This window comes from Actinophytocola sp. NPDC049390 (assembly GCF_044466355.1).
In the GTDB taxonomy this organism is placed as follows: domain Bacteria; phylum Actinomycetota; class Actinomycetes; order Mycobacteriales; family Pseudonocardiaceae; genus Actinophytocola.
The window spans coordinates 188,752-206,386 of sequence record NZ_JBITMQ010000010.1 but is presented as its reverse complement, the minus strand read 5'-3'; the positions used below and the strand labels follow the sequence as shown (position 1 = coordinate 206,386).

Genomic DNA, 17,635 nt, shown 5'->3' with positions numbered 1-17,635 from the left:
GTCGTGCACCGTCTCGGGGTCCGGGGACGGCGATGACGTCGAGCGAGACGGGTTCACCTGGACCGGTCGCAACGCCACGCGCCGACCCCTACCGAGGTCAGCCGTCCGTCGCGGCCGCCTTGATCTGTTCGAAGTGGGCGCCCATCTGGCGGGCCACCGCCTCCGCGGCGCGCAGAGGTCGCACCATCACCATCAGCTCGACGATCTTCCCGTCGGCGTCGTAGCGCAGGAAGTCCGCGCCGGTGACGTCGAGGCCCTCCACCGTCGCCTCGAAGACCAGCACGTGGTCGGCGCCGTCGTGGAGTTCACGCACGTACCGGAAACCCTCGAACACCTCGACCACGGCGCGCAGGATCGCGGCGGTGATCGCCTTGCCTGCGTACGGCCGGTGCGCGACGGGGCTGCGGAACACCACGTCGTCGGCCAGCATCGCCTCGATCGCGGTCAGGTCGCGCGCGTCGACGGCCTCGCGGAACGTGGTCACGCCTCAGGCCTCCGGTCGCATGATCAGACACGTGGTGGTGCCGTGGGCGACCAGCTTGCCCTGCTCGTCGAGGACCCTGCCCTCCGCGGTCGCGGTGCGGCGGCCCGCGTGGACCACGGTGCCCTCGGCGGTCAGGGTGCGCCCGTCGGTCCGCGCGGTGCGGATGTAGTTCACCTTCAGTTCCAGGGTCGTGTAGCCGACACCCGCGGGCAGGGTCGTGTGCACGGCACAGCCCATCACCGAGTCGAGCATGGTCGCGGCGATGCCGCCGTGGACGGTGCCCATCGGGTTGGCGAAGTCGGCGCGGGTCTCGAGCGACACGACCACCCGGCCGTGCTCGACCTCGTCGAACCGCATGCCCAGCAACCTGCCGATGGTGGGGAAGTCGGCGGGCAGCTCGGCCTGCACCCAGCGGATCTGTTCCAGCCCCGACATGGTGGCGAATTCGACGGTCGACACGTTTCCTCACTTCCGCGGCGTGTGTGCGAGCAACTCGGTGATCTCCTCGGCCGCGGCGTCCAGCGGGGCGAGGCTCGCCTCCGCGCGGCACATGACCACCGCGCCCTCGACGGCGGCGATCACGAACACGGCCAGCCTGCGTGCCCGTGCCTCGGGCACCCCGTGCCCGGTGAGCGACGCGGCCAGCCCGTCGGTCCAGCGGGTGAACACGCCCGCGGCGAGGTGCGGGGTCTCGCCCGTCACGGTCACCGACACGATGGGGCACCCGGCCTGGAAGTCGCTGTCGACGAGCCACCGCCGCCACAGCGAGAAGAACCTGTCGACCACCGCCCGGGGTTCTGCCGCGTCGATCAGGCCCGCGATGAAGTCCCCGGACAGCGCCACGGCTTCCTCGATCAGCTGGGTCCGCCCGCCGGGGAAGTGGTGGTAGACCGACCCGCGCGGGGCGCCGCTGTGCGCCAGGACCCGGTCGATGCTCGTCGCGGCCGCGCCGTGCTCACGCAGCAACTCGGCGGCGCTGCGCACCATCCGCTCGCGTGTGTCCGTCCTGCGTGGCATCGCCCTCACCGCTTCTATGGTCTATGGCATATTACATAGACCAGCGACCCTGTGGGCGAAGTCTTTCCGGCGTGACTCGCGACCAGGTTGTGCGGCACTCGTCGCGCGAACGAGATCCTCGCTGGAGGCGCACCTGACCGTCGCGCGAGCGATGCTCATGGCCCGCTGGATATCGTTGTCACGTACCGCTGATCCCGTGTCACGCAGCGGGCGCCGTTTGTCGCAGACCTTGCGTCCGACGGCGGCCGTCAGGAGTGGCCAGGCTCGCTTTTTGTAGGGTTCCGACAACACAACAGCCACGGCATGCGCGATGCGGGACATCGGTGTACCCGGCGGTAATCGAGCAGGGTAGAGACAGGTGCAGGCGACGCTCCGGACCCCGGACGTCGCCTGCGGTGCGCGGGGTACTTGGGAGGCTCAGCCGGTGTTCAGTCGTGTCGCCATCGTCAACCGTGGTGAGGCCGCGATGCGGCTCATCCACGCCGTTCGGGACCTCTCGGCGCAGACCGGAACACGGATCGAGACGGTCGCGCTCTACACCGACGCCGACCGCACGGCGACGTTCGTCCGCGAAGCCGACATCGCCTACTCGCTGGGGCCCGCGTCGGCGCGGCCCTACCTCGACCACGCCGTCCTGGAGCAGGCGCTCCTGGCGACCGGGGCCGACGCCGCGTGGGTCGGCTGGGGCTTCGTCGCCGAGGACCCGGCGTTCGCCGAGGTGTGCGAGAAGATCGGCGTCACCTTCATCGGCCCGAGTGCCGAGGCCATGCGCAAGCTCGGCGACAAGATCGGCGCGAAGCTGATCGCCGAGGAGGTCGGCGTCCCGGTCGCGCCGTGGAGCCGCGGCGAGGTCGCGACGCTCGAGGACGCGCTGCGGGCCGGTGACTCGATCGGCTACCCGCTGATGCTCAAGGCGACCGCCGGTGGCGGCGGCCGCGGCATCCGCAAGGTGTCGTCCGCCGACGAGCTCGCCGACGCCTACGAGCGCACCAGCGCCGAGGCCCTGCGCGCGTTCGGCTCCGGCGTCGTGTTCCTGGAGCGCCTGGTCACCGGCGCCCGGCACGTCGAGGTCCAGGTGATCTCCGACGGGGACACCGCGTGGGCGCTCGGCGTCCGCGACTGCTCCGTGCAGCGGCGCAACCAGAAGATCATCGAGGAGTCCGCGTCCCCGGTGCTGGCCGACGAGCAGACCGCCGAGCTGAAGGCGTCCGCCGAACGGCTCGCCGTCGCCGTCGGCTACCGCGGCGCGTGCACCGTCGAGTTCCTGTACCACCCCGGCGAGAAGCTGTTCGCGTTCCTCGAGGTCAACACCCGCCTGCAGGTCGAGCACCCGATCACCGAGATCACCACCGGCACCGACCTGGTGAAGCTGCAGCTGCACGTCGCGGACGGCGGCAAGCTCGAGGGCACGCAGCCCGCCGAGCTGGGCCACGCGATCGAGGCCCGGCTCAACGCCGAGGACCCGGACCGCGACTTCGCGCCCGCTCCCGGCCGCATCGCGCGCCTGCTGCTGCCCGCGGGTCCCGGCATCCGGGTCGACACCGGAGTCAGCGAGGGCGACACGATCCCCGCCGACTTCGACTCGATGATCGCGAAGATCATCGCCTACGGCCGCGACCGCGACGAGGCGCTCGGCCGCCTGCGCCGCGCGATGGCCGAGACCACCGTGATCATCGAGGGCGGCGCGACCAACAAGAGCTTCGTCCTCGACCTGCTCGACCAGCCCGAGGTGATCGACGCGACCGCCGACACCGGCTGGATCGACCGCGTCCGCGAGCAGGGCCGCCTGGTCAGCCACCGCCACTCGGCCGTCGCGCTGGCCGCCGCGGCCATCGAGGCCTACCAGGACGAGGAAGAGGTCACCGTTCAGCGCCTGCTGTCCACCGCGCACGGCGGGCGGCCGCAGGTGCAGCACGAGAGCGGTCGTCCGCTGGACCTGAAGCTCCGCGGCGTCGGCTACCGCGTCAGCGTGGCCCGCATCGGCCAGACCCGGTTCCGTGTCGGCGTCTCCGGCGGCGGTGACATGCACACCGCCGACGTCGAGGTCGAGCGGTTCGACGCGCACAGCGGCCAGATCCTGGTCAATGGGCACCGCTTCCGCCTGGTCTCCGCCACCCACGGCCCGATCCACCTCGTCGAGGTCGACGGCGTCACCCACCGCATCAGCCGCGACGAGGGCGGCGTCGTCCGCTCGCCCGCGCCCGCGCTGGTGGTGGCGACCCCGCTGTCGGTCGGCGACGAGGTCGAGGCCGGCGCGCCGATCCTCGTGCTGGAGAGCATGAAGATGGAGACGGTGCTGCGTGCGCCGTTCCGCGCCAAGGTCCGGGAGTGCCCGGTGTCGGTGGGCAGCCAGGTCGAGACCGGCGCCCCGCTGATGCGGCTCGAGCCACTCGCCGAGGAGGGCGCTGAGGCGGAGGCCGCCGGGCCGGCGGAGACCGTCGAGATCGACCTGCCCGCCGAGCAGGTCGACGTGGCAGCAGACGAGCGGGTCGAGCGTGGCCTGCAGGACCTGCGCAGCCTCCTGCTCGGCTTCGACGTCGACCCGCACGACAGCAAGCGGGCGCTGGTGGACTACCTCGCGGCACGCACCGAAATCGGCGGGCGCCCGCTGGAGGGCGAGCTGGACCTGCTGACCGTGTTCGCGGACCTGTCGGAGCTGTCGCGCAACAAGCCGGCCGGCGAGATCGAGGTCGAGCCGGGCAGCCCCGTGCACAGCCCGCGGGAGTACTTCCACAGCTACCTGCAGAGCCTCGACGTCGAGCGCGCCGGGGTCACCGAGGCGTTCCAGAACCGGTTGAAGCGCGTGCTCGGCTACTACGGCGTCGCCGACCTGGACCGCACGCCGGAGCTGGAAGCCGCCGTCTTCCGCATCTTCCTCGCCCAGCAGCGGATGTCGGCCAACATGGCCATCGTGTCGGAACTGCTGCGGCAGTGGCTTTCCGGTGCGCAGCCGGAGAACGGGCTGCGGGAGGCGGCCGGGCTCACCCTGGAGCACCTGGTCGAGGCCACGCAGGTGCGTTTCCCCGCGGTGTCGGACCTGGCCCGCGGCGTGGTGTTCCGCTGGTTCGCCCAGCCGCTGCTGCGCCGCAACCGCGCGACGGTCTACGCCGCGGTGCGCGCCGACCTGCGCTACCTGGACCTCAACCCGGACGCGCCGGACCGTGCCGAACACATCCAGGCCATGCTGGCCGGTGCCCAGCCGCTGGTGCGGCTGATCGGTCAGCGCATCGGCCGGGCGGGCCGGGACCACGCGCCGCTGCTCGAAGTGCTGACCCGCCGCTACTACGGCAACCGCAGGCTGTCGGGCGTCGCCGTCCACGACGTCGCGGGCCACCGGTTGCTCACCGCCGAGCACAACGGGACCGACGGCGTGACCCCGCTGGTCACCACCGCGGTCGACATCAGCGCCCTGCCCGACGCCGTCGCCGCGCTCGGCACGTTCGCCGCCGACCGCGACGTGGACGGGCTGGTCGCCGACCTGTACGTGCGGTGGGAGGGCCAGCCGGACGTGGACGCGATGGCGGTGCGGATCGGCGAGATCCTGGCCGGTCAGCCGCTGCCCGCGAACGTCGAGCGGGTCGTCATCACCGTCGCCGGCACCGGCGGCGCTGTGATGCACCACCACTTCACCTTCGAGCGCGACCGCTCCGCCGGTGGCACCGGTCTGGCGGAGGACCGCGTGATCCGCGGCCTGCACCCGCAGACCGCGCAGCGCCTGCAACTGCAGCGGCTGCGCGAGTTCGACCTCACCCGGCTGCCGTCGGCCGACGAGGAGATCTACCTGTTCAAGGCCGTCGCGAAGAGCAACCCGGCCGACGAGCGGCTCATCGCGATGGGCCAGGTCCGCGACATGACCGCGCTGCGGGAGGCGGACGGCAGGCTGGTCGCGCTGCCCGCGCTGGAGGACGCGGTCACCACGACCATCGACGCGATCCGCAACATCCAGGCGCAGCGGCCGCAGAACAAGCGGTTCGACACCAACCGAATCATGATGTACGTCTGGCCGCCGACGGACCTGACGCACGACGAGCTGCAGATGCTGCTCCAGCGCATCCAGCCGACCACCGCGGGGGCCGGGCTGGAGGAGGTCCAGTTCCTGGTCCGTGTGCGCGGCGAGGCCGGCAAGCTCACCGAGGTCGCCGTGCGGATCACCCTCGACCCGGGGCACGGCGCGCGCCTGCACGTCGGCCCGCCGTCGACGGACCCGGTCGAGCCGGTCGACGACTACCGCCAGAAGGTGCTGCGGGCGGCCCGGCGCGGGAACGTCTACCCGTACGAGCTGACCGGCATGCTCGCCGGGCCGGACGGCGGGTTCGTCGAGCACGACCTGGACGAGTCCGGCGCGCTCGTGCCCGTGGACCGGCCGAAGGGCAGGAACACCGCGGGGATCGTCGCCGGTGTGGTGACCACGCCGACCGAGCGGCACCCCGAGGGCGTCACCCGCGTGGTGCTGCTCGGCGACCCGACGAAGGCGCTGGGTGCGCTCGCGGAACCGGAGTGCGCACGCGTGATCGCGGGCCTCGACCTCGCAGAGCGGATGAACGTGCCGCTGGAGTGGTTCGCGTTGTCGGCGGGCGCGAAGATCTCGATGTCGTCCGGTGTGGAGAACATGGACTGGGTCGCGGCCGCGCTCAAGCGGATCGTCGAGTTCACCCAGGCAGGCGGCGAGATCAACATCGTGGTCGCCGGCATCACGGTCGGCGCGCAGCCGTACTGGAACGCCGAGGCCACGATGCTCATGCACACCAAGGGCATCCTGGTGATGACGCCGGACTCGGCGATGGTGCTCACCGGCAAGCAGTCGCTGGACTTCTCCGGTGGCGTGTCGGCGGAGGACAACTTCGGCATCGGCGGCTACGACCGGGTCATGGGCCCCAACGGCCAGGCGCAGTACTGGGCGCCGAACCTGCCCGCGGCCCGCGAAGTGCTGATGTCGCACTACGACCACACGTACGTCGTGCCGGGCGAGACGGCGCCGAGGAAGGCGACCACGACCGACCCGGCCCACCGGGACGTGTCGGAGTACCCGCACACGTTCGGTGACTTCACCACGGTCGGCCAGATCTTCTCCGCCGAGCACAACCCGGACCGCAAGAAGCCGTTCGACATCCGCACCGTCATGCGCGCGCTGTCCGACCAGGACCACCCGGTGCTGGAACGCTGGGCGGGCATGGCCGACGCGGACACCGCCGCGGTGCAGGACGTGCACATCGGCGGCTGGCCGGTCTGCCTGGTCGGCATCGAGTCCCGTTCCGTGTCGCGCCGCGGGTTCCCGCCCACGGACGGCCCGGACACCTACACCGCGGGCACGCTGTTCCCGAGGTCGTCGAAGAAGACCGCACGTGCGATCAACTCGGCGTCCGGCAACCGGCCGCTGGTGGTGCTCGCGAACCTGTCCGGCTTCGACGGCTCCCCGGAGTCGATGCGCAAGCTGCAGCTGGAGTACGGCGCGGAGATCGGCAGGGCGATCGTCAACTTCGAAGGTCCGATCGTGTTCTGCGTGATCTCCCGCTACCACGGTGGCGCGTTCGTGGTGTTCTCCAAGGCGCTCAACCCGAACATGACGGTGCTGGCGTTGGAAGGCTCGTTCGCGTCCGTCCTGGGCGGCGCCCCGGCCGCGGCCGTGGTGTTCACCGGCGAGGTCAACAACCGCACCACGAACGACCCGCGGGTCACCGACTTGCAGGCCCGGGTGGCGACGGCCAGCGGCGCCGAGCGCGCGGCGCTGAACGCACAGCTCGCGGAGGTGCAGTCCTCGGTCCGGGCGGAGAAACTGGGCGAGGTCGCCGCCGAGTTCGACCGGGTGCACAGCATCCAGCGCGCGGTCGAGGTCGGCTCCGTGGACGCGATCATCAGCGCGGCGGAACTGCGCCCGAGGATCATCGAGGCCATCGAACACGGCATGAAGAACTGATCGTCCGCGGTGTGACCCCGGCGGACCGCCGGGGTCACACCGCCTCGACGAGCTTCGTGTCCTCGGGTGCCGTCCGGTGGCACGCGGCCGCCCAGTGGCCCAGCTGTTTGCAGCGCTCATCGACCATGCGGTCGAGGAAGCCGTCCGGGTTGTGCGTGCCGGTCGCGGCCGCGGCTTCGAGATCGGTGATCATCACCGTCCGGTTGCCCTGCATGAAGTCGGTGTAGCCGAGCCTGCGAAGTGCGGGGAGCGCCGAGCTGATGAGTCTCCCGATGCACCCCCGCATCTGCAGCTCCCGGTCGCCTTCCCAGATCCCGTAGAGCCGCACCGCCAGCGAACGAAGCGCGCCTTCGGTGACCGGGCGGGCCACCGTCATCCGAAGGAGCGCGTCGGTGAGCAGCATCTTGGTCTTCGGACCGAACTTGGCGCTCCAGTAACCGTCGATGACGCTCGGCCAGTGCAGTGAATGGCAGGAGCTGAGCCGCTGAGCGTTGCGGCACAACAGCTCGGCGGCCACCAGCCGCGCGTTCGGACTGCTCGACCGCAACGCGGCGTCGATGACGAGCACCGCCGTCTCGTGCGAGACCCGGTTGGCGTCCGGCGTGTCCGACCACAGGTCCACCAGCAGCGCGACGGCCAGGTCGGCGTGGTCGAGCCGGGTGAGCGCGAGCAACCCGGAGGCGACCGCAGCCGGGTTCGCGGGACGCTGGTCCGTGCCGGAGAACAGTGCACCAGCCCGCATGGCCGCGTCGAGCCTCAGCCGGGCGTTCTCGTCCTGGTGCTCTCGCCGCGACCGCCGGTCGGCCTGGTGGTTCATGAAACAGCCGAGCGCGGCCACCGCCGCGGTGATCAACGCCGCTTCCATCGCGGAGGATCCGATGGCGTGACGGCCGTCAGTGGTCGCGTTGCTGTTCTGCCAGGAAGCGTTCCAGTTCTGCGGCCAGTTCGTCGGCGCTCGGCACCTCTTCGCCCTCGGCGATCAGCAGGTTCTGCGAGGAGCTCATGAACGCGTCGTACTGCCGCTCCAGCGCCTCCACGACCTGCGCCACCTCGTCGGACTCGGCGACCTGCTTGGCGATCTCGGCGTCGGTGCGCTTCGCGGCCTCCGGCAGGTCGCCCGTCTTCACGGCCAGGCCGGTCGCCTTCATCACCGCGTCCAGGATGCCCAGCGCGGCGGTCGGGTAGACGCCCTGTGCGAGGTAGTGGGGGACGTACGCGGCGAACCCCATGGCGTCGTGACCGGCTTCGCCGAGGCGCAGCTCGATCAGCGCCGACAGGTGGCCCGGCACCTGCACGGTGTTGAACGGGGACTTGTCGGTGACCAGCTCGGGCCTCGTGGCGTGGGAGATCACCGACAGCTTCCTGGTGTGGGGCACCCCCATCGGGATGCCGTGGAAGCCGACCGTGAGCCGTACGCCCCACCGCTCGACGAGCGAGCGCACGGCGGCCGCGACGGCCTCCCAGCGCCGGTCCGGTTCGGGACCGGTCAGCAGCAGGAACGGCGTGCCGATCGCGTCGTACAGCAGGTGCACCACCAGTTCCGGAGCGTCGTAGTGCTCCCAGCGGTCGGTGGCGTAGGTCATCGTGGGACGGCGTGCCCGGTAGTCGATCAGGTCGTCGACGTCGAACCGTGCCACCACCCGGTGCTCGTGCGTGGCCAGCAGGTGCTCGACCAGCGCCGAACCGGCCGAACCGGCGTCCATGAAGCCGTCGAAGTAGTGCAGCAGCACCGCTCCGGTCAGGTCCGGGACATCCGAGTCGACCTCGTACAGATCCTCGGGGTCCAACGACACGTCGTGCCTCCCAATCGATCGTCCTTCTGCGTGACAACGTAGGTGGGCCGCCGGGAATTCCCGTGCTGGGCGGGCGGCCCTCGTCGAGGACGGTTGTTGCCGGTATGGTTCCGGCGGTCAGTACCCAGCAGGATCCGTACGGTCGGGGGATGGTCGGATGCGGTACAGGCGTGTGGTGTCGTTCGTCGCGCTCGCGGTGCTCGCCGGGTTGACGAGCGTGCCCGCGAGCGCGGCGGAGCAGCCCGCGAAGGACCGGCAACTGCTCTACCCCGAAGGGGCGAGCTACCCGCGCGTCATCCGGCTCGAACACAACGGCGCGGCGAACGGCCGTGTGCTGGCCTCGGTGGGCACCGTCGACGGCAGCGCGCGGGGCATCGTCATGGAAAGCACCGACGGTGGCGCCACCTTCGAGCACGTGGGCACCGTCACCGACCCGGAGGGTGCGAACGGCCGGGGCATGTGCTGCGGCACGCTGTTCGAGCTGCCCACGCGAGTGGGCGACATGCCGCCGGGCACGCTGCTGTGGGGTGCCACCGTGGGGTACAAGGCACCGGAAGCGCAGCGGCACACCACGCAGCGGCTGTGGATCAGCCGGGATCTGGGCCGCACGTGGACGTTCCGGTCCGACATCCACACGTCACCGAACCAGTACAACGCCTGGGAGCCCGACTTCTCCGTGTCAGCCGACGGCCATCTGGTCGCGCACTTCTCGGACGAGTCGGACAAACCCGCGCACGACCAGAAGCTGGTCCGGGTCCGGTCGGTGGACGGGGTCACGTGGACCGACCAGACGGAGACGGTGAAGCACCCGGACTTCTACGTGCGGCCGGGGATGGCCGGGGTGCGGAAACTGCCCGACGGCAGGTACTTCCTCGTGTACGAGGTCTGCAACCTCGACGAGCCGATGTGCAGCGTCTACTTCCGGACCTCGGCCGACGGTTGGGACTACGGTGACCCGCTCGACCTGGGGACCAGCGTGCGCACCGCGGACGGGAAATGGGTGCGGCACACGCCGACCATCACGGTGTCGCCGCGGGGGACGATCGTGCTGGTCGCCGAGATGCTGGTGAACGCCGACGGCAGCAAGGCCGAGGGCAACGGGAAGACGTTGCTGGTCAACGAGAACGCGGGAGCGGGACCGTGGCGGGAGATCCCGGCACCGGTCGAGGTGCCCGCGCCGGACAACCACGGGTGCATGAACTTCAGCCCGTCGTTGCTGGCTTCCCGTGACGGGAGGAGCGTGCTGGAGGTGGCGACGGACGTCGTGGACGGCGTCTGCCACGCTTTCTACGCGACCGGCCCCATCCCGCCCGCGTGACCAGACCGCGTTTCGTTTTCCGGACGATGTGGCGGTTGGGCGGGGCGAGTCGATGTTCGTCTGCTGTGCTGACCGCCGACCGTCCCCGGCCCACACTGTTCTGGTGCTCGGCGGGTGCCTCTGCACCGGCGACCAAGACCCCGTCGCCGCCCGGAGGCAGGCTTCCGACGGTCCCCCCCACAGCCGTCCGGGAGCCTGCTCCAGGGAACGTCAGAGGGCGTCCCTGAGCAAGGTCTGGTACGGCGAACAGCCGTACGTCTCCCGGTAGTACCTGGCGAAACGCCCCGGGTGGAAGAACCCCCACCGCGCGGCCACCTCGGTGACGGTCACCCTGGTCGTCGGATCCGCGGCCAGCAGGTCCTGGTGGGCCTGCCGCAACCGGACCAGGCGCAGGTACCCCATCGGCGTGGTGGCCCGATGACGGCGGAACGCGTGCTGCAGCGCGCGGGCCGTCACGTTGGCCGCCGCGGCGATGTCGGCGACGGTGATCTCCTCGTGCGCGTTGTCGTCGATGAACGCGATCGCCCGGCGCAGGGTGCGGGGATGGGAGTCGTGGCGGTCCTCGATCGTCGGTTCGCGCAGCGCGGTGTTGGGGAACGCCGTCAGCACGGCCGCGCACAGCATCTGCCCGGACGTGCTGGCGACGAGCGGTTGGGCCATCACCTCCGGGTACCTCCGCAGCGCCTCGATGAGGTGGTCGGTCGTGGCGGCGAGGTGCCTGGCCGCCTGCTCGTCGTGTGGCCGCAGGTCCGTGAACCGCACCGGCTCCCCGTCGACCGCGGCCACCTGGTCCAGTAGCGGGAACGGCAGCGCGGTCGCCTCGATGACGCCGTTGGTCCAGCGCACGCGGTAGGGCGAGCCGTCCTGACCCGTCGACGCGATGTACAGCTCCGCGGGACCGATCCGGTGGTCGGCCTGCGCGGACCGGTAGTCCACCACCGTTCCCCTCGGCCGCAGCAGGTACAGGCTCGCGGGCGGCTCCACGATGTCGATCGACATGTCGTCGGTCTGCCCGGCCGTGCCGACGGAGAACGCCGACGTCGTCATCTGGGTGAAGCGGAACGCGTAGCCGACCCGGCGGCCCGTCATCCGCATGGTGGTGCCGTAGACCTCGGTCAGGAACTCGGCGGCGCGGTCGTAGTCGGTGGTCTCGAACCGCACGTGCCGGGGAGGCGCGGACGAAGAAGTGCTCATCGGCGAAGCTCCTGGACAACGGGGCACCCGCGCCGGCAGTGCCCATGCCGGCAACGGTTCGGCAGGTAGCGTGCGCCCGCCGGCCGCGAAACGGGAGCGCTTCCGGCGCACAACCACCCGGCTGGAGCAGGGCGTCCGGCGAGGATCACACCATCGGGTGAGTAGCGGCGGATCGCGCGGCGGCAGTGGGTACGCCATCGAACCGAGCCGCATGGGAAGGGGACCGTGATGCGGGAGCAGGAGATCGTGACGGCCGTCCGCGACCTCTCCGGGCCGGACGAGCGGCGGTGACAGCGGCGGTGACACCGTCACCGGAACGGGAAACCCGGTGCCCGGTAGCCCGCGCTCCAGTACGGGAGCATGCCGTAGTGGTCGTACAGCCCGGCCACGGTGTCCTGCCGGAGCACCAGGTCCGGGTCGTACACCGGCCCTGACGCGACGTGGTCGCGGTCGGTGTCGACGTGCACCACCTCGTCGACCGAGGTCACCGCGTCGACCGGCACCAGCAGCTGCTGCTTGCCGAGCCCGAGGAACCCGCCCGAGCCGACCTGCAGTAGCCGGACGCGGCGTTCCGCCTCGTCGATGACCAGGTCGTCGACCGTGCCGATCTCCACGCCGTCCCGGTCGACCACGGTCCTGCCGCGCACGTCGTCGGCCGCGTCGGCAAGCGTCAGGTCGGTGTCGGCGAGCCGGATCAGCGCGACGCTCGCACCCATGACAACTCCTCTCCGCGTGGGGACACCGGGCGGGTACCACCTCGCCGGGCGTGCGGAAACTTCCGCCTCTGGCCGCCGGCGCCAGGCCCTAGGGTGGGCGGACGCGACGCGAGGAGGTACGGCGATGGCCCTGTTCCGCCGGAAGCGACAGGAGATCCGACTGACCACGGCGGGTGCCGCCCTCGCTGAGGGCTGGAACGGGTTCCCGTGGGGTGCGTCCCTCTCGTCGTTCCGGGACCGGTACCCGAGCGCGCACCTCACGGACAGCGGCTGGTGGCAGACGGGGGAGGCGCCGGAGCCGTTCTGCGGGGTGCCGATGTCGATCAGCCAGTACGCCTTCAACGACCGCGACGAGCTGAGCACGGTCGCGTTCATCCCGGAACCGGAGAACCGGGCGCGGCTGTCCGTCGCCGCCGTGAACGAGCTGGGCGCCCCGGACGGCATGGACCTGCTGTGGACCTTCGGCGACGCCGTCGCGGAGGTCAAGCTGGCGGGCGTGGTCGCCACCCTGACCCACCCGGCCTACGCCGACCGGTGACGTGTCTCAGCGTCCCGTGGCGGCGAGGACGGCGTCGGCGATGACCTCGTGGCCCTCGGGGGTCGGGTGCACGTCGGTGAGTTCGCAGAAGTACGTCAGCGCGCACACCCGCGCCACCGGGGCGGGCACCGGTCCGTGGTCGGGGTCCTGGACGAGTTCGGTGAGCGGTCCGTAGCCGCCGGTCGTCGCGGTGACGTCGACGAACTCCGCGCCGACCTTCGCGTACTCGGCTTTCAGCGCGGTGTTGAAGAAGTCCCGGAACAGCGGCACGGACATGCGGGCGAGGTCCTGGCCGTTGGGGAAGTCGGGGGAGACCCACGCGCCGAGGAACACGTCGGGATAGGTCAGGCCGACGATGGGTGCGTCCCCGGCCGCCTCCCGCAGGACCGGCAGGATCGCCGCCAGGTTGGCCGCCACGTCCCGTACTGCCTCCGATGCGCACGCGAGCGCCGCCGACGCCGTGTCCCGCACGCAGGGCGCGAGGTCGTTGCCACCGATCACCACCGTCACCAGGCCCACCCGGCCTTCGTGTTCGCGCAGTGCGGCGACCGCGGCGTCGAGCTGGGTCCGCCCGGCCGGGTCGGGTGCGCCCGCGGCGCGGTTGGGCGGCGGGCACCCGGTCGAGGTGCGCAGCTGGCCGGAGGTGGCGCCGCTGCACGCGACGTTGATCAACCGCAGCCCGGACCGCGCCGCGACCAGGTCGGCGAAACCGTCCCGGGCGGCACCCGCCGGCGTGCCGCCGGTCGCGGGCCGGTACCCGGTGGCGTAGGAGTCGCCGAGCGACAGGTACACCTGGTCGGCGGGCGGCGCGGTGCTCGTCGTGGTCGTCGTGGTCGTGGGCGCGGGAGGGGGAGCCGGTGCGGGTTCCGCCGTGCACGCCGTGAGGACCACCAGCAGCGCCACGAGCGGCATCGGTCTGCGGACGGTCACGCGTCGTCTCCCGCGGGTTTCGTCGCCGCCAGCCGCTCCACCGTGCCCGCCTTGAGCCGTTCCCGCCGCCGGATCACGAACCCGGCCCGCTCGACCACCGGCAGCGGCCTGCGGGTCTGGTAGTCGCCGAGCATACGCACGGTCACCCGCTCCGCCAGCCATTGTCCAAAGTAGACAAGGCGGCGGTGGCTGCCGACGTGGTCGAGCAGCAGCAGTGTCCCTTGTGGACGGAGCACGCGGTACATCTCGTCGATCGCGGCACGCTCGTCGGGGATGCCGCACAGCCCGAGCGTGCACACGACGGTGTCGAACGAGGCGTCCGCGAACGGCAGCGCCTGCGCGTCGCCTTCGAGCAGGTCGATCTCGCGGCCGACCTCCGCCGCCCTGGCGCGGGCCTGCGCGAGCATGACCGGGCTGAAGTCGAGCCCCGTCAGATGGATCCCGGCCGGGTAGAACGGCAGGTTCCGCCCGGTGCCGACGGCCACCTCGAGCACGTCGCCGACGGCCTGCGAGCACACCCACTGCCGCCCGTCACCGAACTGGACCCGTTCGAAGAACCCGATGTCCTTGTCGTACCGCGGCGCGTACCGGTCCCACTTCGCACGCAACCGGTCACTGTCCGTGTCGCCACTCATCGCGTTCTCTCCCTCCTCGGCGGGTTCGGCCACCATCGCACCGGAAGCGCGCCCGGTCCACCGGACGATCGAAGCCGACTCGTGACCGTTCGCCGGACAACGGGTGCTTCGCCGTCGTCCGTCCTCCGGTCACCAACGACTTGGGGAGGACACATGAAGCACAGACTCGTCGGCGCCGCCGCCATGTTAGGCATCGCCGCCGCACTGGTCACGGCGTGCACGGCCGGTTCCGGCAGCACGGCGGACGGTGCGGCGGCCCCAGCGCCGTACGAGGCGGAGAGCGCGGGCGGGGCCGGTGAGCCGCGGTCGACCGGCGCTGGCGAGAAACCCGCCGCCACCGCGAAGAAGGAGATCAGCCAGCCCGGCGTGGACCGGAAGCTGGTGCGCACCGCGACGATGGAGCTGGTGGCCACCGATGTCGTCGCGACCGTCGACCGCGCGCGGGACGTCGCCGTGCGCGAGAACGGCTACGCGGGCCGTGAACAGGTGCGGGACACCTCGGCGACGCTCACCCTGCACATCCCGTCGGACCGCTTCGACCAGGCGCTGGACGCGTTGTCGGGGCTGGGCAAGGTCGTCGCCCGCGAACAGTCCGCGGAGGACGTGACCGAGCAGGTGGTCGACCTCGACAGCCGCATCGCCACCCAGCGCGCCAGCGTGGACCGCGTCCGCGCCCTGCTGGCCAGGGCGAACACCGTGGACGAGATCGTCCGGATCGAGCAGGAGGTCACCGCCCGCGAGGCCGAGCTCGAGTCGCTGCAGCAACGAAGTCAGGCGCTGGCCGGCCAGGTGGCCATGTCGACGGTGACGATCCGGATCGGAAGGACCGCCGCCCCGCCCGCCCCCGAGCCGGAGAAGGCGAGCGGGTTCCTCGCGGGCCTGTCGGCGGGCTGGGACGCCTTCCGCGGCGCCGGTGCCGTCACGTTGGAGGTGATCGGCGCGGTGCTGCCGTTCGTGCTCGCACTCGCGATCCCCGTCGTGGCGGCGCTGCGCTGGTGGCGCAGGCGCCACCCGGCCACACCGGCGGCGCCGGTGGCAGGGCAGCCGTAGCCGGCGGTCAGCGGCCACCGTCCAGTTCCTGGGCGATCTCGTACAGCTGCGCCACCTCCCCGGACAGGGCTTCGCGGAGGTGGGCGATGCGGTCGCCCACCTCCGCGACGGCCGCGGCCAGTTCGCGGTCGCGGTCGTCGCCGAGCTGAGCGGGGCCGACACCGACGATCTGCCGGGACGCGTTGGCCACCAGGCGGAACGCCTCCGCGCGTGCCTCCGCCACCACCCGCTGCGCGGCCGCGCGGGCACCGTCGACGATCTCGTCCGCGCGGCGGCGGGCGTCGGCGACGACCTGGTCGGCCAGGGCGCGGTGTTCGCCCGTGGTCACGAGCCGGCCGGCCGGCTCGGTGCGCATCGCGTAGGAGTCCAGTAACTGCTGGTTCTCGGCCGCGGCGCGGTGGAGGGCGATCATGGCTTCCTCGACGCGATCGAGGAACTCGTCGACCTGTGTCTCGTCGTAACCGCGGCGGAACACCGGCGCGTGATCGAAGACGACGTCGCGAACTTCGTCTGGCGTCAGCTGGCTCATGCCTCGCACTGCTCCGTTCACCGTCGGACGTGTGCGGATCGCACGACCCGCGGGTCGCGGCAACGATACGGCGACCGGCCCCCGCGTCCCAGAGGTTCCCGCGCGTGTCGCCGCCCTGATAGTCCGCTGAGAACCGCCGCCGCCGTGGTGCTGACGGGACGCTCTCGTGCGTTGAGGAGTCATGGAGCTCATCGGAACCCTGCTCGGGTACGTCCTGACCCTGTTCATCGTGGTGTTGCTCGTCCGGCTGGTGCTCGACTGGGCCGGGCTGGTGACCCGCGGCCCGACATGGACGGGCCGGGCACGCGCGCTCAGTCACGCCGCTACGGAACCGGTCATCGCGCCGGTGCGGCGGGTCCTGCGTCCCATCCGGGCCGGCGGCGTGTCCATCGACCTCGCGTTCACCGCGGTGTTCGTCGCCGCGCTGATCCTGCGCTCGGTCGCCTTCAGCCTGGGCTGACGGCGCGGCGACCCTTCCGCCCTTTCGGAACGTTGCTGCGCACTGAAGGACCCCTTCGGTGCGTGTGCTGATCGGGCCCTTCGGTGCGGTCCGATCGGGTTCTTCGGCAGCCGGGCGATCTAGGCTGACCGCCATGCGCGAGTTCCACCAGGTCGACGTGTTCACCGACACCCCGTACCTCGGCAACCCGGTCGCCGTCGTGCTCGACGGGCGCGGGCTGTCCACGGCGGAGATGCAGCGGTTCGCGCGGTGGACGAACCTGTCGGAGACGACGTTCGTGCTGCCGCCGACCGCACCCGGCGCCGACTACGCGGTCCGCATCTTCACCCCGACGACCGAGCTGCCGTTCGCGGGCCACCCGACGCTCGGCACCTGCCACGCCTGGCTGACCGGAACGGGCCGGGACCGCGACAACGGCCCCGACAACGGCCCCGACAACGGCCCCGACAACGGCCCCGACAACGGCCCCGACAACGGCCCCGACAACGACGCCGGCACGATCGTCCAGGAGTGCGGCGCCGGGCTGGTGCCCATCCGGCGCGCCGACGACGGCAGGCTCGCGTTCGCCGCGCCGCCGCTCGTCCGTTCGGGTCCGGTCGACGAGCCGCTCGCGGCGCGCATCGCCGACGTGCTGGGCGTCGGCCGCGACGAGATCGTCGACATGCGGTGGGCCGACAACGGTCCCGGCTGGATCGCCGTGCTGCTGGCCGACGCCGACGCCGTGCTGGCCGTGCGACCGGGCCACGCGGACGACCTGTACCTCGGCGTCGCCGGGCCGCACCCGCCCGGCTCGCCGGAGGCGCTCGAGGTGCGCGCGTTCTTCCCGGTCAACGGCACGACCGTCGAGGACCCGGTGACCGGCAGCCTCAACGCGTCGCTCGCCCAGTGGCTGCTCGGCACCGGCCGGGTGACCGCACCGTACGTGGCGCGCCAGGGCACCGCGCTGGGCCGCGCGGGCCGCATCCACGTGTCGGCCGCCGCCGACGGGACGGTCTGGGTCGGCGGCGACACCGTCACCTGCGTCACCGGAACCGTGCGCCTCTGACGCGCGCGCCAC

Annotated in this window: 16 protein-coding genes; 6 read left to right on the top strand and 10 right to left on the bottom strand. The window is 71.7% G+C overall.

The window, feature by feature from the left end:
• Nucleotides 1-97: 97 nt before the first annotated feature.
• Genes ACIBVP_RS27125 through ACIBVP_RS27115 form a run of 3 tightly spaced genes read right to left on the bottom strand, consistent with a single transcriptional unit; the run spans nt 98 to nt 1,501 of the window.
• Nucleotides 98-484: a nuclear transport factor 2 family protein gene (locus ACIBVP_RS27125; RefSeq protein ID WP_396109162.1), complete on the bottom strand. Its 387-nt coding sequence runs from the start codon at nt 482-484 to the stop codon at nt 98-100.
• A gap of 3 nt (nt 485-487) precedes the next feature.
• Nucleotides 488-943, bottom strand: coding sequence for a PaaI family thioesterase (locus tag ACIBVP_RS27120; protein WP_396109161.1), 456 nt, complete (start codon nt 941-943; stop codon nt 488-490).
• 6 nt (nt 944-949) lie between these two features.
• Nucleotides 950-1,501: a TetR/AcrR family transcriptional regulator gene (locus ACIBVP_RS27115; protein WP_396109160.1), complete on the bottom strand. Its 552-nt coding sequence runs from the start codon at nt 1,499-1,501 to the stop codon at nt 950-952.
• 424 nt (nt 1,502-1,925) lie between these two features.
• Between ACIBVP_RS27115 and ACIBVP_RS27110 the strand changes: the two genes are divergently transcribed.
• Nucleotides 1,926-7,415, top strand: a complete 5,490-nt coding sequence (locus tag ACIBVP_RS27110; protein WP_396109159.1) for a biotin carboxylase N-terminal domain-containing protein — start codon at nt 1,926-1,928, stop codon at nt 7,413-7,415.
• Between the two features lie 34 nt (nt 7,416-7,449).
• Here ACIBVP_RS27110 and ACIBVP_RS27105 read toward each other — a convergent pair whose 3' ends face one another.
• Nucleotides 7,450-8,280 carry a hypothetical protein gene (locus ACIBVP_RS27105; protein WP_396109158.1) on the bottom strand — a complete coding sequence of 277 codons (831 nt, stop codon included), beginning with the start codon at nt 8,278-8,280 and terminating at the stop codon, nt 7,450-7,452.
• A gap of 28 nt (nt 8,281-8,308) precedes the next feature.
• Nucleotides 8,309-9,208, bottom strand: coding sequence for a proteasome assembly chaperone family protein (locus tag ACIBVP_RS27100; protein WP_396109157.1), 900 nt, complete (start codon nt 9,206-9,208; stop codon nt 8,309-8,311).
• Nucleotides 9,209-9,365: 157 nt separating this feature from the next.
• On the opposite strand from ACIBVP_RS27100, the gene ACIBVP_RS27095 reads away from it, so the two are divergent.
• A complete protein-coding gene (locus ACIBVP_RS27095; protein WP_396109156.1) occupies nt 9,366-10,526 on the top strand; it encodes an exo-alpha-sialidase in 1,161 nt (386 codons plus the stop codon).
• A gap of 210 nt (nt 10,527-10,736) precedes the next feature.
• On the opposite strand, the gene ACIBVP_RS27090 is transcribed toward ACIBVP_RS27095, so the two are convergent.
• On the bottom strand, nt 10,737-11,720 hold the full coding sequence (locus ACIBVP_RS27090) for a helix-turn-helix transcriptional regulator (protein WP_396109155.1): 984 nt from the start codon (nt 11,718-11,720) through the stop codon (nt 10,737-10,739).
• Between the two features lie 308 nt (nt 11,721-12,028).
• Nucleotides 12,029-12,436, bottom strand: a complete 408-nt coding sequence (locus tag ACIBVP_RS27085; RefSeq protein ID WP_396109154.1) for a PRC-barrel domain-containing protein — start codon at nt 12,434-12,436, stop codon at nt 12,029-12,031.
• Between the two features lie 124 nt (nt 12,437-12,560).
• Here ACIBVP_RS27085 and ACIBVP_RS27080 point away from each other — a divergent pair, with 124 nt between their 5' ends.
• Nucleotides 12,561-12,974 carry a hypothetical protein gene (locus ACIBVP_RS27080; protein WP_396109153.1) on the top strand — a complete coding sequence of 138 codons (414 nt, stop codon included), beginning with the start codon at nt 12,561-12,563 and terminating at the stop codon, nt 12,972-12,974.
• A gap of 6 nt (nt 12,975-12,980) precedes the next feature.
• Here the strand turns inward: ACIBVP_RS27080 and ACIBVP_RS27075 are convergent, their stop codons facing one another.
• The gene (locus tag ACIBVP_RS27075; RefSeq protein ID WP_396109152.1) at nt 12,981-13,904 is read right to left on the bottom strand and encodes a GDSL-type esterase/lipase family protein; all 924 of its coding nucleotides are present in this window, start codon (nt 13,902-13,904) and stop codon (nt 12,981-12,983) included.
• Nucleotides 13,901-14,539: a class I SAM-dependent methyltransferase gene (locus ACIBVP_RS27070; RefSeq protein ID WP_396109151.1), complete on the bottom strand. Its 639-nt coding sequence runs from the start codon at nt 14,537-14,539 to the stop codon at nt 13,901-13,903. The genes ACIBVP_RS27075 and ACIBVP_RS27070 overlap by 4 nt, the downstream gene beginning before the upstream one ends.
• Before the next feature lie 153 nt (nt 14,540-14,692).
• Here ACIBVP_RS27070 and ACIBVP_RS27065 point away from each other — a divergent pair, with 153 nt between their 5' ends.
• Complete coding sequence (locus ACIBVP_RS27065; RefSeq protein WP_396109150.1) at nt 14,693-15,589, top strand: DUF4349 domain-containing protein; 897 nt, start codon at nt 14,693-14,695, stop codon at nt 15,587-15,589.
• A gap of 7 nt (nt 15,590-15,596) precedes the next feature.
• On the opposite strand, the gene ACIBVP_RS27060 is transcribed toward ACIBVP_RS27065, so the two are convergent.
• Nucleotides 15,597-16,118, bottom strand: a complete 522-nt coding sequence (locus tag ACIBVP_RS27060; RefSeq protein WP_396109149.1) for a DivIVA domain-containing protein — start codon at nt 16,116-16,118, stop codon at nt 15,597-15,599.
• A gap of 181 nt (nt 16,119-16,299) precedes the next feature.
• Between ACIBVP_RS27060 and ACIBVP_RS27055 the strand changes: the two genes are divergently transcribed.
• On the top strand, nt 16,300-16,578 hold the full coding sequence (locus ACIBVP_RS27055; RefSeq protein WP_396109148.1) for a YggT family protein: 279 nt from the start codon (nt 16,300-16,302) through the stop codon (nt 16,576-16,578).
• A 133-nt stretch (nt 16,579-16,711) separates the two neighbouring features.
• Nucleotides 16,712-17,623: a PhzF family phenazine biosynthesis protein gene (locus tag ACIBVP_RS27050; protein WP_396109147.1), complete on the top strand. Its 912-nt coding sequence runs from the start codon at nt 16,712-16,714 to the stop codon at nt 17,621-17,623.
• Nucleotides 17,624-17,635 lie beyond the last annotated feature (12 nt).

Coding starts and splice junctions, on each gene's coding strand:
- ACIBVP_RS27115 (WP_396109160.1), bottom strand. CDS start 1,501: ATGCCACGCAGGACGGACACACGCGAGCGGATGGTGCGCAGCGCCGCC.
- ACIBVP_RS27105 (WP_396109158.1), bottom strand. CDS start 8,280: ATGGAAGCGGCGTTGATCACCGCGGCGGTGGCCGCGCTCGGCTGTTTC.
- ACIBVP_RS27095 (WP_396109156.1), top strand. CDS start 9,366: ATGCGGTACAGGCGTGTGGTGTCGTTCGTCGCGCTCGCGGTGCTCGCC.
- ACIBVP_RS27090 (WP_396109155.1), bottom strand. CDS start 11,720: ATGAGCACTTCTTCGTCCGCGCCTCCCCGGCACGTGCGGTTCGAGACC.
- ACIBVP_RS27085 (WP_396109154.1), bottom strand. CDS start 12,436: ATGGGTGCGAGCGTCGCGCTGATCCGGCTCGCCGACACCGACCTGACG.
- ACIBVP_RS27080 (WP_396109153.1), top strand. CDS start 12,561: ATGGCCCTGTTCCGCCGGAAGCGACAGGAGATCCGACTGACCACGGCG.
- ACIBVP_RS27070 (WP_396109151.1), bottom strand. CDS start 14,539: ATGAGTGGCGACACGGACAGTGACCGGTTGCGTGCGAAGTGGGACCGG.
- ACIBVP_RS27065 (WP_396109150.1), top strand. CDS start 14,693: ATGAAGCACAGACTCGTCGGCGCCGCCGCCATGTTAGGCATCGCCGCC.
- ACIBVP_RS27060 (WP_396109149.1), bottom strand. CDS start 16,118: ATGAGCCAGCTGACGCCAGACGAAGTTCGCGACGTCGTCTTCGATCAC.
- ACIBVP_RS27055 (WP_396109148.1), top strand. CDS start 16,300: ATGGAGCTCATCGGAACCCTGCTCGGGTACGTCCTGACCCTGTTCATC.
- ACIBVP_RS27050 (WP_396109147.1), top strand. CDS start 16,712: ATGCGCGAGTTCCACCAGGTCGACGTGTTCACCGACACCCCGTACCTC.